Origin of the sequence: Nesterenkonia lacusekhoensis (assembly GCF_017876395.1) — a bacterium.
Taxonomy (GTDB): Bacteria; Actinomycetota; Actinomycetes; order Actinomycetales; family Micrococcaceae; genus Nesterenkonia; species Nesterenkonia lacusekhoensis.
In genome coordinates, this window is the sequence record NZ_JAGINX010000001.1 from 2241260 (window position 1) to 2257669 (window position 16410).

General features: G+C 67.5%; 12 protein-coding genes. 4 read left to right on the forward strand and 8 right to left on the reverse strand.

Going from position 1 to position 16410, the window contains the following annotated elements; genetic code table 11:
• Positions 1–56 precede the first annotated feature (56 nt).
• The 3 genes from JOF45_RS13660 to JOF45_RS10585 all read left to right on the forward strand — a co-directional run bounded on the left by JOF45_RS13660 (position 57) and on the right by JOF45_RS10585 (position 5175).
• Positions 57–2489, forward strand: a complete 2433-nt coding sequence (locus tag JOF45_RS13660; protein WP_210049672.1) for a C40 family peptidase — start codon at positions 57–59, stop codon at positions 2487–2489.
• A 101-nt stretch (positions 2490–2590) separates the two neighbouring features.
• Positions 2591–4009 carry a NupC/NupG family nucleoside CNT transporter gene (locus tag JOF45_RS10580; protein ID WP_210049674.1) on the forward strand — a complete coding sequence of 473 codons (1419 nt, stop codon included), beginning with the start codon at positions 2591–2593 and terminating at the stop codon, positions 4007–4009.
• Between the two features lie 95 nt (positions 4010–4104).
• Positions 4105–5175, forward strand: a complete 1071-nt coding sequence (locus JOF45_RS10585; RefSeq protein WP_245324206.1) for a universal stress protein — start codon at positions 4105–4107, stop codon at positions 5173–5175.
• A gap of 52 nt (positions 5176–5227) precedes the next feature.
• Here JOF45_RS10585 and JOF45_RS10590 read toward each other — a convergent pair whose 3' ends face one another.
• From JOF45_RS10590 to JOF45_RS10600, 3 genes are all read right to left on the reverse strand, one after another.
• A complete protein-coding gene (locus tag JOF45_RS10590; RefSeq protein ID WP_210049678.1) occupies positions 5228–6199 on the reverse strand; it encodes a glycerophosphodiester phosphodiesterase in 972 nt (323 codons plus the stop codon).
• Between the two features lie 150 nt (positions 6200–6349).
• Positions 6350–7360, reverse strand: coding sequence for a hypothetical protein (locus tag JOF45_RS10595; RefSeq protein ID WP_210049680.1), 1011 nt, complete (start codon positions 7358–7360; stop codon positions 6350–6352).
• Between the two features lie 2 nt (positions 7361–7362).
• The gene (locus JOF45_RS10600; protein WP_210049682.1) at positions 7363–8619 is read right to left on the reverse strand and encodes an endonuclease/exonuclease/phosphatase family protein; all 1257 of its coding nucleotides are present in this window, start codon (positions 8617–8619) and stop codon (positions 7363–7365) included.
• Between the two features lie 188 nt (positions 8620–8807).
• Here JOF45_RS10600 and JOF45_RS10605 point away from each other — a divergent pair, with 188 nt between their 5' ends.
• Positions 8808–10922, forward strand: coding sequence for a BCCT family transporter (locus JOF45_RS10605; protein WP_210049684.1), 2115 nt, complete (start codon positions 8808–8810; stop codon positions 10920–10922).
• 138 nt (positions 10923–11060) lie between these two features.
• Here JOF45_RS10605 and JOF45_RS10610 read toward each other — a convergent pair whose 3' ends face one another.
• The 5 genes from JOF45_RS10610 to JOF45_RS10630 form a co-directional block, all read right to left on the reverse strand.
• Positions 11061–11888 carry an aldo/keto reductase gene (locus tag JOF45_RS10610; protein WP_210049686.1) on the reverse strand — a complete coding sequence of 276 codons (828 nt, stop codon included), beginning with the start codon at positions 11886–11888 and terminating at the stop codon, positions 11061–11063.
• Positions 11889–12001: 113 nt separating this feature from the next.
• Entirely contained in the window at positions 12002–12850 is an 849-nt protein-coding gene (locus tag JOF45_RS10615; protein ID WP_210049688.1) for a LytR/AlgR family response regulator transcription factor, read from the reverse strand.
• A 115-nt stretch (positions 12851–12965) separates the two neighbouring features.
• Entirely contained in the window at positions 12966–14366 is a 1401-nt protein-coding gene (locus tag JOF45_RS10620) for a histidine kinase (protein ID WP_245324207.1), read from the reverse strand.
• The gene (locus tag JOF45_RS10625; RefSeq protein ID WP_210049690.1) at positions 14363–15964 is read right to left on the reverse strand and encodes a sodium/solute symporter; all 1602 of its coding nucleotides are present in this window, start codon (positions 15962–15964) and stop codon (positions 14363–14365) included. Before JOF45_RS10625 ends, JOF45_RS10620 begins: the two co-directional genes overlap by 4 nt.
• Complete coding sequence (locus tag JOF45_RS10630) at positions 15961–16401, reverse strand: hypothetical protein (protein ID WP_210049692.1); 441 nt, start codon at positions 16399–16401, stop codon at positions 15961–15963. The genes JOF45_RS10625 and JOF45_RS10630 overlap by 4 nt, the downstream gene beginning before the upstream one ends.
• Positions 16402–16410: the final 9 nt, after the last annotated feature.

Below are 16410 nucleotides of genomic sequence, written 5' to 3' on the forward strand. Positions count from 1 at the left end.
TGCACCCAGTGAGGAACAAGTGAGGAACTACCGTGAAAAACCGCCGCAATCTCGCGGTGGCAGCAGTGACTGCCGCCGTCGTGACGACCGCGCTCGTCGGGACGACGCTTCCCGACCTGGTGGCTGACCGAGCCTCCGACTCCGACCAGCAGGGCCAGGCGCAGAGCACCGCCGACTCTGTGGTCGTGACCGAACTTCCCGAGGTCCCCTCCGCGCAGGACATCTCCAGCGCCCAGGAGTCCTCTGAGAGCACCGACCAGATGATCGGTGAGATCAGCGAGCGACTCTCCCAGGCGAATCAGCGCGCACTCGAACTCGACTCGGCAGTGCAGATCGAGCGCCAGAACGCCCTGGCCGCAGACGGCGAGGCCGAGGAGCTGGCCGCCGCCGCAGCTGAGGCCGAGGAGGCTCAGGAGCAATCCGAGGACGAGGCCGCCTCTGACGCCTCCGAGGAGTACCAGGAGGGCGAGAGCGGCACCGAGGACCTCCTGCTCGAGGAGGACGCCTCCCTCGCCGATGAGGCCACTGAGGACTACCAGTCCGACCAGGCTGAGCAGGAGTACGTCGAGACCGAGCAGGAGGGCAACGAGTACGAAGCCCTCCAGGAGCAGGCCGACGCCGCAGCCGAGGAGCGCGACGCCCAGTATGAGGCTGTCGAGGAGGTGGAGGAGTCCACCGCCGACGATGTCTCCGAGGTCGGACAGACCATGTACGAGCTGCTCGAGGCTCTCGCTGAGCTCGAGGGCTACGGCGACGACATCCAGGGCTACTTCGAGCTGGTCCTGGGCAACGCCGACTTCCTGAACGAGGACGGCTCCATCGATGAGGAGGCCCTCGTGTGGCACCTCAGTGCGATGCAGGCCGACGCCGAGCAGGCCCGCGTGTCCGAAGAGGACATCGAGGACGGCTCCGACGACGAGTCGGAGGAAGAGGACGCGTCGGACGAAGAGACTGCCGACGGTTCTTCGGAAGATGCGGAAGGGGAAGCCGCATCTTCCGAAGAGCCCGAGGCTTCCGAGGAGGAGCCGGAGCCCGAGCTGGTCTCCGTCGAGGCTGAGACCCCCTCCCAGGACGGCAACCTGGTGACCGTGCCCGAGGTGGAGGGCGTCTCCTACTCCTCCGGCAGCGGCCAGGTCGAGGTCCCCGAGGATGGCATCACCATCGAAGCCACCGCCGAAGAGGGCCACGAGCTCTCCGGCGAGACCTCCTGGACCTTCGACTACCAGGCACCCGAGCCCGAACCGGAGCCGGAACCCGAGCTGGTCTCCGTCGAGGCTGAGACCCCCTCCCAGGACGGCAACCTGGTGACCGTGCCCGAGGTGGAGGGCGTCTCCTACTCCTCCGGCAGCGGCCAGGTCGAGGTCCCCGAGGATGGCATCACCATCGAAGCCACCGCCGAAGAGGGCCACGAGCTCTCCGGCGAGACCTCCTGGACCTTCGACTACCAGGCACCCGAGCCCGAACCGGAGCCGGAACCCGAGCTGGTCTCCGTCGAGGCTGAGACCCCCTCCCAGGACGGCAACCTGGTGACCGTGCCCGAGGTGGAGGGCGTCTCCTACTCCTCCGGCAGCGGCCAGGTCGAGGTCCCCGAGGATGGCATCACCATCGAAGCCACCGCCGAGGAGGGCCACGAGCTCTCCGGCGAGACCTCCTGGACCTTCGAGTTCCAGGCACCCGAGCCGGAACCTGAGCCCGAGCCCGAGCCTGCACCCGAGCCAGAGCCTGCACCCGAGCCGGTCATCGACGGCTTCGACGACCTCAGCGTCAACATGCAGACGCTGATGCGCCAGGGTGCCGAGTACTCCCCGGACTTCGGCGGCGGCGCCCAGGACTACTACCAGGCTGTGCTGACCAACGATGCGCTGACCAACGAGGACGGCAACGCGTCCTGGACAGCGATGCGCTGGCACGTGGAGTACCTGCGCGAGCAGCATGATGCGGCCGAGGCCGCGCAGCAGGAGGCGGAGGAGCAGGCAGCCGCCGAAGAGGCCGCCGCACAGGAAGCAGCCGCCGAAGAGGCAGCGGCCCAGGAGGCAGCGGCCGAAGAGGCCGCAGCTCAGGAGGCCGCCCAGCAGGAGGCCAGCCAGAGCCAGACCTCCTCCGGCGGGTCCGGCGGCAGCTCCCCGGCACCGGCCACCTCTGGCGGCGGCGTCGAGGCAGCCATCGAATTCGCCATCGCTCAGGCCAACAACCCGAACGCACGCTATGTGCTCGGCGCCAACGGCCCGAACGACTGGGACTGCTCCTCGCTGGTGCAGCAGGCCTACGCACAGGCCGGCATCAACCTGGGGCGCACCACCTACGATCAGATCAACCAGGGCACCACCATCTCGGTGGGCGAGGCCCAGCGCGGCGACCTGATCTTCTGGGGGGACTGGCACGTGGCGATCTACCTGGGGGACGGTCAGATCGTCGATGCCGGCAGCCCGAGCTCCGGCGTCTCTGTCCGGTCGATGTTCGGCAGCCCCACCTCAGCAGTGCGGCTCTGACCGTCGCTGAGCCCTGAGACACAGGCGGGTTCTCTCTTCTGCGGTAGCGAGAGAGGACCCGCCTTTCTCATCTCCATCACTCATCACCTTCGGGAGGAAGCATGATCACCATCCTCTGGGGCGCACTGGGCATGTGCCTGCTGCTCGCCATCGCAGTCCTGTTCTCCGTGGATCGGAAGAAGATCAAGATCCGCACAGTGGCCGTCGCGCTGGCGCTGCAGGTGGGCTTCGCGATCTTGGTGCTCTACGTCCCCTGGGGGCAGGTGCTTCTCGAGGCCGTCTCCAACGGGGTGCGCGCAGTCGTCGGTCAGACTGAGGAAGGCACCGCGTTCCTCTTCGGCCACTTCTTCGATGAGAACGCTCCCTTCGTGCTCAACGTCCTGCCGGTGATCATCTTCTTCGCCTCGCTGACAGCGATCCTCTACCACCTGAAGGTTCTGCAGCTGGTGGTCCGCGTCATCGGCGGCGCTCTGCAGCTGCTGCTGGGCACCTCCCGCGCGGAGTCGATGAACACCGCCGCGAACATCTTCGTGGGCCAGACCGAGGCCCCCTTGGTCATCCGTCCCTATGTGGCGGGCATGACCAAGTCGGAGCTCTTCGCGGTGATGGTCGGCGGCCTCTCCACCGTGGCCGGTTCGGTGCTGGTGGGTCTGAACCAGATGGGCGCAGAGTTGGAGTACCTGATCGCCGCCTGCTTCATGGCCGCCCCGGGCGCCCTGCTGATGGCCAAGATCCTGGTGCCGGCCGGCTCCTTCGATGAGGTCGACGCCGGCGAGCTGGAGCGCGAGCATCCGGAGGCCATGTCCACCGATAAGACGGTGCTTGGCGGGGCCAAGTACACCAAGGCGGAGAAGGCTGAGGGAAGCGACGACGCCGCCCCCTCGGGCGCGGTGGCCACAGCTGAGGCCCCCGCTGAGGACCCGACGACGCCCGGCGAGCAGGAAGACATCCTCGGCGATGATGAACCACCGGCCCGGAACGATGAGGCCTATGGCACCCCGGAGGCCCGAAACGTCATCGACGCCGCCGCCCGCGGCGCCTCCGACGGCCTGCGCCTGGCGCTCAACGTCGCCGCCATGCTGCTGGCCTTCGTCGCACTGATCGCACTGGTCAACCTCTTCATCGGCCAGATCGGCGGAATCTTCGGCTACGGCGGACTGACCATGGAAGAGATCTTCGGCTACGTCTTCGCACCACTGATGTGGGCCATCGGCGTCCCGTGGGAGGAGGCCACGGCGGCCGGCAGCTTCCTGGGTCAGAAGATCGTGCTCAACGAGTTCGTCGCCTTCGCCGCCTTCACCGAATACGACGGCACCTTCTCCGATAAGACCTCCGCCATCGTCACCTTCGCCCTGACCGGCTTCTCCAACTTCTCATCCCTGGCGATCCTGCTGGGCGGACTGGGCACCCTGGTGAAGAACCGCCGCTCGGAGATCGCCCAGCTGGGCATGCGTGCCGTGCTGGCCGGCACTCTGGCCAACCTGATGTCGGCAGCCATCGTGGGGATGATCCTGGTCTGAGCGCCTGGCCCTGCTCTGATCAGGGATCTCTAGCCCTCAAAGGGGCGTGTGGGTACCATGATCCACACGCCCCTTCGGCCTACCAGGAGGCAATGATGAACGAGCGCACCCCTGCCGGTCACGGCGTCGCCGTCGGCGTAGACGGCTCCGAACAGTCCCTGCGCGCCGCCCACTGGGCCGCCGCTGAGGCCTACCGCCGGAACCTGCCCCTCACGGTGGTCACCGCCTACTCGCTTCCAGCCTTCGCCGCCTCCTCCATGGACGGCGGATATGCCCTCATGGATGACTCCTCCCTGCGGCAGGGTTCGGAGAAGGTCATCAGCCAGGCCCAAGAGTTCCTGCGCGACTACCCGGGCGAGGTGCGCTACGAGATCGAATCCGGAGACCCAGCCGGAGTCCTGCTGGACTACTCCCAGCGCTCCGAGGTCCTGGTGGTCGGCGGCCGCGGCCGCGGAGGCTTCTTCGGCCGCCTCCTGGGCTCGGTCTCCTCCGCCCTGCCGGCCCATGCCGCCTGCCCCACGGTGATCGTGCCGCTGAAGTTCTCCTCCCAGGAGTCCAACGCGGTCACCACCGCCACCGGCGCCATCCCGATCGTCTCCGCCTCCCCTCCCCCGACGCCGGAGAAGCCGAGCACCGAGCCCTCCCCCGAGCTGATCCGAGAGGGCGCCCACCCCATCAGGACCAAGGACCGGCGCCCTGTGGTGGTCGGCGTCGACGGTTCCGACTATGGGCGAGTGGCGGCGCTGGCGGCGGCCCGCCAAGCCTCGCTGCGCGGCACCACGTTGCGGATCGTCTGCGCCCTGCCGCCGGTGGGGGCCACCCTGGTGTGGATCCCCACTCATATGGAGGATGAGTCTGCGGCCCAGCAGCTGCGCGAGAAGCTGGAGAACGGGCGCCGCTGGCTGCTGAACCACTTCCCTGACCTGGAGATCGAGGCCGCCGTCGTCGACGGTCCCGCCGTGGAGGTGCTGGTGGAGGAGACCCGGCATGCTCAGCTGACGGTGGTCGGTTCACGCGGCCGCGGCGGCTTCGCGGGGATGCTCCTGGGGTCGACCTCCCAGGGGGTGCTCCACCATGCGGAAGGGCCGCTGATGGTGGTCCCGGAGCGTGAGGACGACCGTCTGGACGATCGGCCCGTCTTCGGACCCGCCATCGGCGAGTCCTGACCGGATCCTCCCGGCACACCGGGCGGTCCTGAGCAGGCCCCTGCCAGGACGCTCAGACGTCCCGGAAGAGATGGCGCCGGTCGCCGGAGACCAGGGCGCCGATGCGTGCCGGGTAGTTGGTGGTCATCTCCCCCACGCCCAGGTCCAACAGCAGCTGGGCGTCCTCGGGACGGTCCACGGTCCACACCCGCAGCCGCAGTCCGCGCGCCTGCCAAGCCTTCACCTCGGCCCGCCGCGACCGCACCAGCGCGATGCCCGGGCCCGCGTAGCCCACGTGGGCGTTCCACACCAGGGCCTCGGCATTGCGCACAGCCCCGCGCATCACCGCGGCCACCAGCGGACGAACCGCGGCTCCGAAGCGCAGGTGTTCCACCCGTCGTTCGATGTGCTGATGGGTCAGGGTATCGAAGAGCGCGCACAGCTTCTCCGCCGGCACCAGCTCCGCCAGGTGCAGCAGCGATCCCGGGTAGAAGCTCATGAAGGTGACCTCCACGGTGTGGGTCACCTGGCCGGAGAGGTCGCGGCAGCTGATAGTGGAGGTATCCGGGTCCCACCCGTGGGCCAGCAGCACCTGCAGCACCCGCTCCTCGAGCTGGTGGCCATAGGGCGAGGGGTGCTTCAGCTCGAGCGCCAGGCTCACGCTGCGTCCAGCCTCGGCGAGCAGCTCCAGGGTGTCCTGCAGCGTCATCAGCTGCTGGGTCGGCCTGCCGTAGCGCTCGGGCAGCATCGGGTTCTTCCAGGAATGGACGTCCAGTCCCCGCATCTGCTGCCAGGTCATCGAGGCCACGGGGCCGCTGGCATCCGAGGTGCGGTCCACTGTGGCGTCGTGGAAGCAGACCACCTCCCCGTCGCGGGTCAGATGGATGTCGACCTCCAGGCCGTCGGCCTGCTCCTCCAGCGCTCGGACGTAGGCCGCACGCGTGTGTTCGGCGAAGAGTCCCGAGGAGCCGCGGTGTGCGAAGATCCGTGCTCGGCGCCGCGCGGGCACTGGCGAACTGTCAGCAGGAGAGCCGAAGGTCTGCACAGCTCCAGGCTAGAACGCCCGCACTGCCTCAGCGTCCCGGAACAGCCGACATCACGGGGAAACCATGATGAACGTCCGGTGAACCTCAGGACCACCTTGCGACGCCGGTTCCGTCACCCGGGCTGGCGATGCGTTCAGCCTGCGAGGCCCTCAGCTGTCCGAAGACTCGCCCTGAACCTTCTCCAGTCGGCTCTGGGCCTTCTCCAGGCGCCGGTCGGCCTCTTCGATCTTCAGACGCCGACGCTTCTCGCGGACCTCGTCGCGGCGTTCCCTGCGGTCCGCCTTCTGCTGGCCCTTGATCTCCTTCTTCTTCTCCCGGCGCTCTCGCCGGTCAGCGCGCAGCTTCTCCCGATCCAGGGCCCGGCGCATATCCTCGATCAGCGGCCGGGGCGTCTGCTCGGGCAGCTCGCCGAAGGTCTGATGGGCCGTGGAGATGATCTGCTTGGCCAGCATTCGGTTCGCGGCTCCGCCCACCACCGCACCGATCCCAAACGGGATGGCACGGGCGAACATGGAGGTGCCCTGCCGCACGAAGAAGCGCCGGACGAAATGGCGCTTGATCTGGTTGGTGATGATCCCGCCCATCCCGGAGGAGCTGGACAGGGCCTTCATCGGCACCAGGGAGGCGTAGGGGCCGGTCCCTCGGCCTCCGGCCTGATCGGAGAGCTCGCTGAGCAGCTTGCGCCCCTCATCGCCGAGCATCACGGCCATCACCAGGTACTGTGCGCGCTGCGGGTCCTCCGTGGAGATCCCGGAGAGCTCGGCGATGGACTGGGCGTAGACCGCGCTGGTCTCCAGGAAGCCGCCGGTGGCGAAGGCGGAGAGTCCCAGAGCGGCCACAGTCCCGACGCCGGGCACCGCGGCGGAGGCCCCGATGGCCGCCCCGCTGCCGGTCATGACCCGCATGAACTCCTTGTCGAGCTCTCGGGCCATCTGACGGTTGCTCAGCGTGGGGTGCTTCTTGCGCAGTCGGCGCAGATTGGCCAGCACCAGAGGACGCTGCACGGTGACTGCGCGGGTCAGCCACGTCTCTGCCGAGGGCGTCAGGTTCCCATCCTCATCGAAGGCCTGCTTGGAGACCATGGAGACAGTCTGCTGGGCGACGAACCCGCCGGCCGCCGTGCGCATCAGCGCTTTGTCCTGCTTATCCTTCTTGGCCATGCTCACAGAGTACCGACGTCGAGCCAGATCAGACGATCCTCCGGCGCGTGCGGACTCTCCGGATCCACCAGCTCATAGCCGTACTCACCCTCACCGGGCCAGAAGACGCCGGATCCGCTCACGTCCATCATGGCCCCGGGCAGCACATAGGAGGCCCGGACATCCGTTCCGGAGGGGACGGCGCGGGTGGCACTCTCATCGGTTCCGTGCTCAGCACCGACCCGCTCATCGACCGGCTGATCGGTGACCGCAGCCGGCTCAGTGTCCTGCAGGACGTAGGAGCTCAGCAGGGAGTTCAGATCCTCTACCTCGTCCTCCAGACCGTGAGGACTCATGGGCTGACCCAGCAGCACAAAACGAGTACCCGGGATCAGCGGGCCCTGCTGGCCCTCGTCGTCGTAGAGGTACCAGCCGTTGCCGCTGACGAAATCTTCCACCATACGGCGCTCATCGCCGCCGCGGGCGGTGTCCAGATCTTCCCGGTCCTCCGGCAGGGCCACCGAGCTGGCCACCAGGTGCACGTGCTCGCCGTCGACCCTGATGGGGACATCCCACAGAGTCCCGGTGCTCAGACGCAGGATCGAACGCTCCAACTCGGAGAATTCGTCCTCCTCCATGGAGTTCTCCGGCATGTCATCCCAGAGGAACTCCTGGAAGGTGCGCACCTGATCCTCTTCGATCGGGTGCTTGGAGAAGATGACGGTGCCGTAGTGGCCCGGGTACTCGCCGTAGCCGATGGTGTCGCCCGGGCCTCCGATGACGCCGTCGCCGTCGAGGTCGGCACCGGAATCCATCCCGGAGTTGGTCTCCGCAGTGAAGACGTGGGGGTAGTCCAGCGGCTCCTGGCCGTTCTGACCGACGGACAGATAGTCCTCGTTGAGCGTCTCTGCGATCTCTCCGTACTCGTCGGTGCTGACACCGGTCAGCACCAACACTTCGGGGGCGTTGATCTGAACCGTCTCGGCCACAGTGCGTGCCTCCGGCAGGCCGTCACGCAGGTCAGCGAGGACTTGCTCGGTGGAGGCGCCGGTCAGATCCGCACTCATCGTGGCTACGCGGAGATCGTCCTCATCCTTCTCGACTGTGGTGGAGGCGGGGTCGAGATCCTTCGCAGCCTCTCCGGGAGCCACAGGCTGGCCCGGCGTCGGGTAGTCGGATGCGGCGGCCTGGGCTCCGGAGGTACTGAGGAGGACGAAGCCAGCAGCGGCAACTGCGGCGATTCCGCTCCTGCACGCTTCCTTCCTCTGGGCAGCAGACATACTCAGGCCATTAGGCATGCCCACCACCGTAACCATCCCCCTGGGGACTGCCAACCCAGTCACCGCAGATTGTGGAACACGTTATGAAGGTGTAATACGGCCAGGCTGAAAATCCTCCGTGGTACTGGCACCTCTGTATGGTTGCCTATGGAACACGGACTTTTGGTATTCGACGAGGAGGAACTTTCATGGCTTCGCAACCCGAAGCACAGGTGAGGGACTGGTCCCTCACAGACGTATGGCGAGGTTTGAACAAACCGGTTTTCATACCCGCGGTCATCATCATCGTAGGCGGCCTCATCTTCGCCACATGGTTCGGCGCCGAGTACGGCGACGAGGCGTTCGAAACGCTGAACAGCACCATCGTTGATGGCATCGGCTGGTGGTACGTGCTCCTCGGGGCGGCCTTCGTCCTGTTCACCTTCTGGGCCGGCCTCTCCAAGGCGGGCAACATTCGGCTCGGCCGTGATGAAGAAAAGCCTGAGTTCTCCCTGGGGTCATGGTTCACCATGCTCTTCTCCGCAGGTATGGGCATCGGTCTGGTCTTCTGGGGCGTGGCTGAGCCCCTCTGGCACTTCGTGGCTCCGCCCGAGGTGACCGGCGACATCGGGTTCGACGAGGGCGGGGCGCTGATCAGCCCCACCCAGTCGGCCGCGATGGGCGATGCCATGGGGCAGACCATCTTCCATTGGGGCCTGCACGCCTGGGCCATGTATGTCGTCGTCGGTCTGGGCCTGGCCTACATGACCTATCGCCGGGGACGTCCGCTGTCGGTGCGCTGGCTGCTGGAGCCGATCTTCGGCCGCAAGCTCATCGAATCCTGGATCGGCCACGTCATCGACGTGGTCGCAATCGTCGGCACTGTCTTCGGCATCGTGACCTCACTGGGTCTCGGCACCCAGCAGATCGCCGGTGGCCTCGGCTTCATGGACTGGGCCGACCCGGACAATCCGGCCCTCCTGACGGTGCTGGTAGCAGTCATCATGGCGATCGCCACGATCTCGGTGGTCTCCGGAGTGAACAAGGGCCTCAAGTGGCTTTCGAACTTCAACATGGTGATCGCCGCCCTGATGGCGTTCTTCGTGCTGATCGCCGGCCCGACTCTCTTCCTGCTGCAGTCCTTCGTGGGCAACGTCGGCGAGTACCTGGTGGCCTTCCCGCAGCTGCTCTTCGAGAGCGGCGCAGACTACGCCGGCGGAGACGGAGAGGGCCTCGGCAACGCATGGTCAGCCGACTGGACCATCTACTACTGGGGCTGGTGGATGAGCTGGGCTCCCTTCGTGGGCATGTTCATCGCACGCATCTCACGTGGCCGAACCATCCGTGAGTTCGTCTTGGGAGTGCTGCTGGCACCTACCCTCATCGGCATCCTGTGGTTCTCCATCTTCGGCTCCGCCGGGATCTGGTACCAGATCACCGAGGGCAATATGCTCGTCTCCGACGGCGAGGGCGGCGAAACTGTCGGCAATGACGAGTCGCTCTTCCTGCTGCTGGAGAATCTGCCCCTGACCGAGATCATGGCTGTGGTGGCCCTCATGGTGATCACCATCTTCTTCATCACCTCCGGCGACTCCGGCTCTCTGGTGACCGACGTCCTCTCCTATGGCGGACGCACCGAAACCCCCAAACTGAGCCGAGTCTTCTGGACAGTGTTGATCGCTGTGACCGCCATCGTGCTGCTGGCTGCGGCCCAGGATCCGGCGGCGTCGCTGCGCGTGCTGCAGGTGGCTTCGATCTCCGCGGCCGCGCCCCTATCAGTGGTGTACCTTCTGGCGATGATCGCCCAGATCCGTCTCTACATCTACGAAGGCCGCACCGCCGCCCGCTATGTACGGGTGCGCCGCCACGCCACGAAGGCTGCCTTGGTCGACGTGGCGCGGGAGGAGGCCGGCACTGAGCAAGGCAGGGAAGTGGAGCGCAACCTGCTCACTCTGCTGGGACGGCAGACCCGCTCACTGCGTGGCATGTTCGGCGGCACCTCGGCCACTTTGGCGGGCCTGCCCTCCGGGGCCGGCGTACGAAAGCAGGCCGAAGGCAAGGCGAACGACGACCTCGTCATCGCTGTGGAAGACGTCCCTGCCTATGCCACCACTGTGGATACAGAGTCCGGTGTCCTCAACTGGAACCGCGAGGACGGGTACCGTGACCCCCTGAGCGACGTCGGCTTCGAAACGCCGGAGTACGCGGAATCCTACGAAGGCTGGGCCCACGAGGCTGAAGAGTACTTCGACGAGACCGTCGCCACAGGGACCATCCCTGTGCTGGAGGGCGAGAACTCCCCGGAGGAGGGCACTGAGAAGTAAGCCTCAGCTGCACCCATAGAAAAGTCCCGGCTGGCCATCGACCGGCCGGGACTTTTCTATGCCCTGGGACTGAAGCGGAACGCATCCGCCGCCGCCCTCAGGGCCGGGTGCTCAGCTGAACGGCTGAGCGGCAGCCTCTCAGGGGTTGAAGCTGTCCGGGTGCATGCCGGTCCGTCCGTCACGCTCCAGAGCGGTGATGGCATCCACCTCGGCGTCGGAGAGCTCGAAGCCGAAGACGTCGAAGTTCGAGGCGATGCGCTCCGGGGTCACCGACTTGGGGAACAGGATCCGGCCCTGCTGCAGGTGCCAGCGGATGATGACCTGTGCCGGGGAGACGCCGTGGGCCTCGGCGGCCTTGACGATGGGCTCATCGCCGAAGACTGCGCCCTGAGCCAGCGGGCTCCAGGCCTGGGTCTTGATGCCGCGGGACTCGTTGGCCTCCTGGACCTGACGCTGCTGCAGCGCGGGGTGCAGCTCGATCTGGTTGATCGCCGGGGTCTTGGTGCCCACCTCGGCCACCCGGTCCAGGTGGTGAGGCAGGAAGTTGGAGACGCCGATGCTGCGGGTCAGACCCTCAGCCTGCAGCTCCTCCAGGGCCTTCCAGGCTTCGAGGTACTTCTCGTCCTCCGGGGAGGGCCAGTGGATGAGGTAGAGGTCCACGTAGTCCAGGCCCAGCTTCTGCAGCGAGGTGCGCAGAGCCTCCTTGGTCTGGCCGGCCTTGAAGTCGCTCACCCACAGCTTGGTGGTGATGTAGAGCTCCTCGCGCGGGATGCCGGACTCCGCGATCGCGCGGCCCACGCCCTCCTCATTGCCGTAGATGGCGGCGGTGTCGATGTGGCGGTAGCCCACCTTCAGCGCCTCGGCCACGACGTCCTGGGCCTCATCGGCCGGGACCTGCCACACACCGAAGCCCAGCTGCGGGATGGTGGTGCCGTCGTTGAGGGTGATCTCAGGTACTGCAGTCATGGTGACCTTTCCTCAGATGTTCTGATGCGGGGCATCGATGCCGATGCCCCATTCCTTCCGAACCGGCGCACCCCCGAGCGCATTCCCAGACCCGGACGGTGCCGGCCGCGGCCCTAATCGCGCAGGCCCAGGCGCCGCCTCAGCTCCCGGGAATGGCGGCGCGAGACCTCCACCCGGCTGCGCTGACGGTCGTTCATCACCAGCACCAGCGTCCCGCGGAAGTCCGGCACGAGTTCGCGCACATAGCGCAGGTTCACCAGATACGAACGGTGGACCCGGCAGAAGTGGCCCTGGAGCCGCCGTTCGAGCTCATTGAGCGAGAAGGAGACCAGCACCCGCTCATCGGCCAGCTTCAGCGAGGAGTAGCCGCGGGAGGCCGCGGCGTAGACGATGGAGCCCCCCTGGACCAGCACTGTGCGGCCGTCCTTCTGCACGGGGATGCGCACCAGCTGCGGTTCGGCCTGTCGCGGGGTCTGCGGCGGCGCCTCTCGGGTCAGCTGGCCCGGCCGTGCACCCGCGTCCTGCCCGGAGGTCTGATCCTGGGCCTGATCGGCTGCGGCCTCAGCCGCCGGCCGGTCTGGCCCGAAACCGAGAGCTCGCTCGACGGCACGGCGGAAGCGTTCGGCGTCGAAGGGTTTGACCAGGTAGTCCGTGGCTGCCAGGTCGAAGGCGTCCACGGCGTGGTCCGGGTAGGCGGTGGTGAAGATGATCTGTGGGCGGCGGGCCTGATCCCTGAGCTCACGGGCCACGTCCAGGCCGGTCAGCCCCGGCATCCGGATGTCCAGGAAGACCAGGTCGTAGTCCAAGGACGTCAGCAGCAGCAGCGCCTCCTCCCCGTTGGTGGCCTCACCGACCACCTGAACCGGTCCGGCGCCGTCGAGATCTCCCAGCCCTTCGATCAGGAAACGAAGCTCCTCCCGGGCGGGAGCTTCGTCGTCGACGATGAGGGCGCGGGGCTGCATGCGGCCAGTATATGTGCTCCCCGCCACAGGATTGCGCCGGGGTTTCGGCCCTTGTGACCGGAATTCCGGCTTCATAAGGGCCGAAACCCCGCTCGAATCGCAGGAGGCGGCCGGGTCAGCGCAGCGGGATGCTCAGGTCGACCACTGTGCCTCCGGCCTTCGGCGCCGTGATGCTCAGGTCATACCGGTCTCCGAAGAGCACATCCAGCCGCTCGGTGATGTTCTTCAGCCCCACGCCGGCGTGGCTCCCGTCCTCCCCGCCTCCGGCGAGCACGGCATCACCCTCGGCCGCGGAGTCCGGCAGCCTCTGCGCCTCCTCGGCCGCGGGCTGGCCCTCCCCCATCAGCCGGTTCAGCACGTCAGCGTCCATCCCGACGCCGTCGTCGCTGACCCGCAGGGAGACCATCCGGGTCAGCGGATCCAGCCGGGCACGCAGCCGCACCGTCCCGCCTTCCTTCTTCCGGGCCACCCCGTGCTTGACCGCGTTCTCCACCAGCGGCTGGAGCACCAGCACGGGCACTCGAGAGGTGAGGACCTGAGGGTCGATGTCATAGCGGATCTGCAAGCGGTCGCCGAACCGCGCCTGCTCCAGAGACAGATAGGTCCGTACGAAGAAGTACTCCTGGGCGAACTCCGCGAAGTGCCCCTCCTGCCGAACCGTGTAGCGGAAGAACTCACTGAGCCGCAGCAGCAGCTCGCGGGCCTCCTCAGGGCGGGTGCGCGCCTTGGAAGCGATGGTGTTGAGGATGTTGAACAGGAAATGTGGATTGATCTGGGCCCGCAGCGCATCCAGCCGAGCGCTGGCCGCCAGCCGACGCTCCCGGTCCAGCTCCGCCAACTCCAGGTGCAGAGAGAGCATATTGGCCATGTCCTCGACCAGGCGCTTGGGCGGGATACGGGTCCCGTCCTGGAAGACCCCCAGCGAGCCGATCACCCGCGTCCCGATCCGCAGCGGCGCGATCACCGCCGACTGGATCTCACATCCGGGCTCGCGGCAGCCCACGCCGGCGGGGTCGTTGACCACCACAGTCCTGCCCTTGCCCATGGCTCGCTGAGCGGAACGGGTCTGCAGAGCACCGCCGTCACGGTGGTGCTCGGAGCCGGGGCCCACGAAGGCCAGGATGTTCTCCCGGTCCGTGATGGTGACCGCGTCCCCGGAGAGCATGGGGCGCAGGAGCTCGCAGGTGCGGCGGGCGGCGTCGGGCGTCAGTCCGGCGCGCAGCGGGACGGAACGTCCGGCGGCGGCCAGGTCGCGCACGCTGCGTTCGGGGTCGTCCCAGCGGTCACCGCTGCGCTGTACTCCGCCCAGGCGAGCCGAACGCCCGCCGCGGGGGCCGCGGAGCGCCGAGGGGTAGCCCAGCACCACGCCCACAGTGAGCGCCACCCCGATCCCCAATGTGGGCAGCACCGGAAGCGCCGGGCTGACCAGCAGCTGGGTGATCAGGTACAGCACCGACCAGATGAGCACCACGACGCCGGCCAGGGTCAGGCTTCCGCGGATCCCGCCAGTGGTCATGACTTCCCCTTCCTCCTGACCATCATCCTCGCCAGCCGTTCGGCCTGACGATCCGCAGCCGTGCCGTGCATGCGCACCCACGCCTCACGCGTGCTCCGCGGCCCGGCGGTTCTTCGCGAGACCATCACAGTGACCAGCACTGCCGCCGGGGCCGCCACCAGTGTGGGAGCGGCCAACAGGTCCCGCAGCGAGGAGGGCTCTATGAAACCGGCGGTGACGAACATGGCCACCGCCGCTCCTCCCCCGGTGAGCATCCCGGCCAGGGCGCCGGCGGCCGTGGTCCGGTGCCACCAGATGGAGAGCACCACCACCGGCGTCAGTGCGGAGCCGGCCACGGCGAAGGCCCAGGTGACCATCGTGGCCACCAATGATGGAGATGCCGGGGTGAACGTCTCCGGACGCAGCAGCACCGCGAGCCCGGCGGCCAGCCCGGCGGCGATCAGAGTGGTCAGCCGCCCGGCGCGGACCGCCTGCTTCTGAGTGGCTTTGGGGTTGATGTGGCGCTCATAGACGTCGTGACCCCAGGTTGCTGCAGAGGCCAGCAGCAGCCCGGCCACGGTGGACATGGCTGCGATCAGCGCCGCCGCTGCCACCAGACCCAGCCCCGCTTCTTCTCCGTAGATCCGTCCCAGGACCGGCAGAGCGTGTTCGGGCACGCGCAGCACTCCGTCCACGGTCAGCTCCTCGAGCCACGGGTGCTCGGCCACGGAGCGCGGGATGACGTCCCGGGCGGCGGTGCCCATCATGACGGCCAGGGCGTAGAAGGCACCGGTCAGCATCAGCACCCAGAGTGTGGTGGTCCGGGCAGCCCGGCCGGTGGGTGAGGTGAAGTACCGGTTCATCACGTGGGGCAGCCCGGCGGTCCCCATGGCCAGGGTGATCACCAGAGCCACCTGGCCCAGGTGTCCGTAGCGGGCCCCGGGCTCACCGAATATGACCGGGTCCTCAGTGTGGACGGGGATCTCGTCACCGTAGCGGAAGCCGTCGGCGGTGACCATGACGGCCAGCCACAGCAGTGCGGCGAAGAGGAGCAGGAACTGCACTGCTTGGTTCCAGGTGGTCCCGCGCATCCCGCCGAAGGCCACGACCACAGCGATCACCGCAGTGGAGATCAGGACGCCGGTCGCGTAGGGGCTCAGCCCGAAGAGCCCGTGGCCGACCAGCAGCTCCCAGGTGATGCCTCCGCCCACCGACTGCGGGACCAGGTAGCAGAGGATCACCACCTGAACCACGCCGACGGAGGTCAGGCGCACCCGGTCCGATTCCAGTCGGCGGCCCAGAAAGTCGGCCAGGGAGAACTCGCCGAAGCGCCGCAGCGGGGCGGCCACGAACAGCAGCACCGGCACGAACCCTGCGGCGAACCCGACGGCATACCAGGCCCCGTCCAGTCCGGAGACGTACACCGCGGCGGCCACCCCCAAGAAGGAGGCGGCCGAGAGATAGTCCCCGCAGATGGCCCAGGAGTTGGTGATCACCCCCACGCGCTGACCGGCCAGGTAGAAGTCCACCGTGGAGGAGTTCCGCGGCCTGGTGATCAGCGAGACGCCCAGAACCACCACGAAGACGGCGAGCAGGGTGATGACGGCCGCCGAGCTCACAGCCGCCCCGGGTCCTGGTCAGTCCAATAAGGGTCAGCACTATCAGGGCCAACGCTGTCAGGGTGAGCACTGTCGGAGTCAGCGCTGCTGGAAGCGAAAGGGTCGGCGTCGGGATCTGCGCCGAAGTGCTCCAGCTCCTCCTGCTCGGAGCCGGTGCCGCCCAGCATCCGCGCTTCCACTGAGCTGCTCAGCGTGGCCGCGGCCACCCCGATCACGACGAAGACCACGTAGAGCCCGACGGCGGCGGCCAGGAAGGCGGGGCTGAGCTCACCCAGCAGCCGGGATTCGGTCCACCAGTCCACGGTCATGGTGAGCACCGGGAAGGCGGCCACCACGGCGAGGAAGACGATGAAATAGGTGACGGCCACGCGCCGCAGGGTCCGGAAGGCGGCGTCGACCTCGGCAGGAGTGTCCTGGACCTCCGGTTCAGCTCTCACGCGGCACGG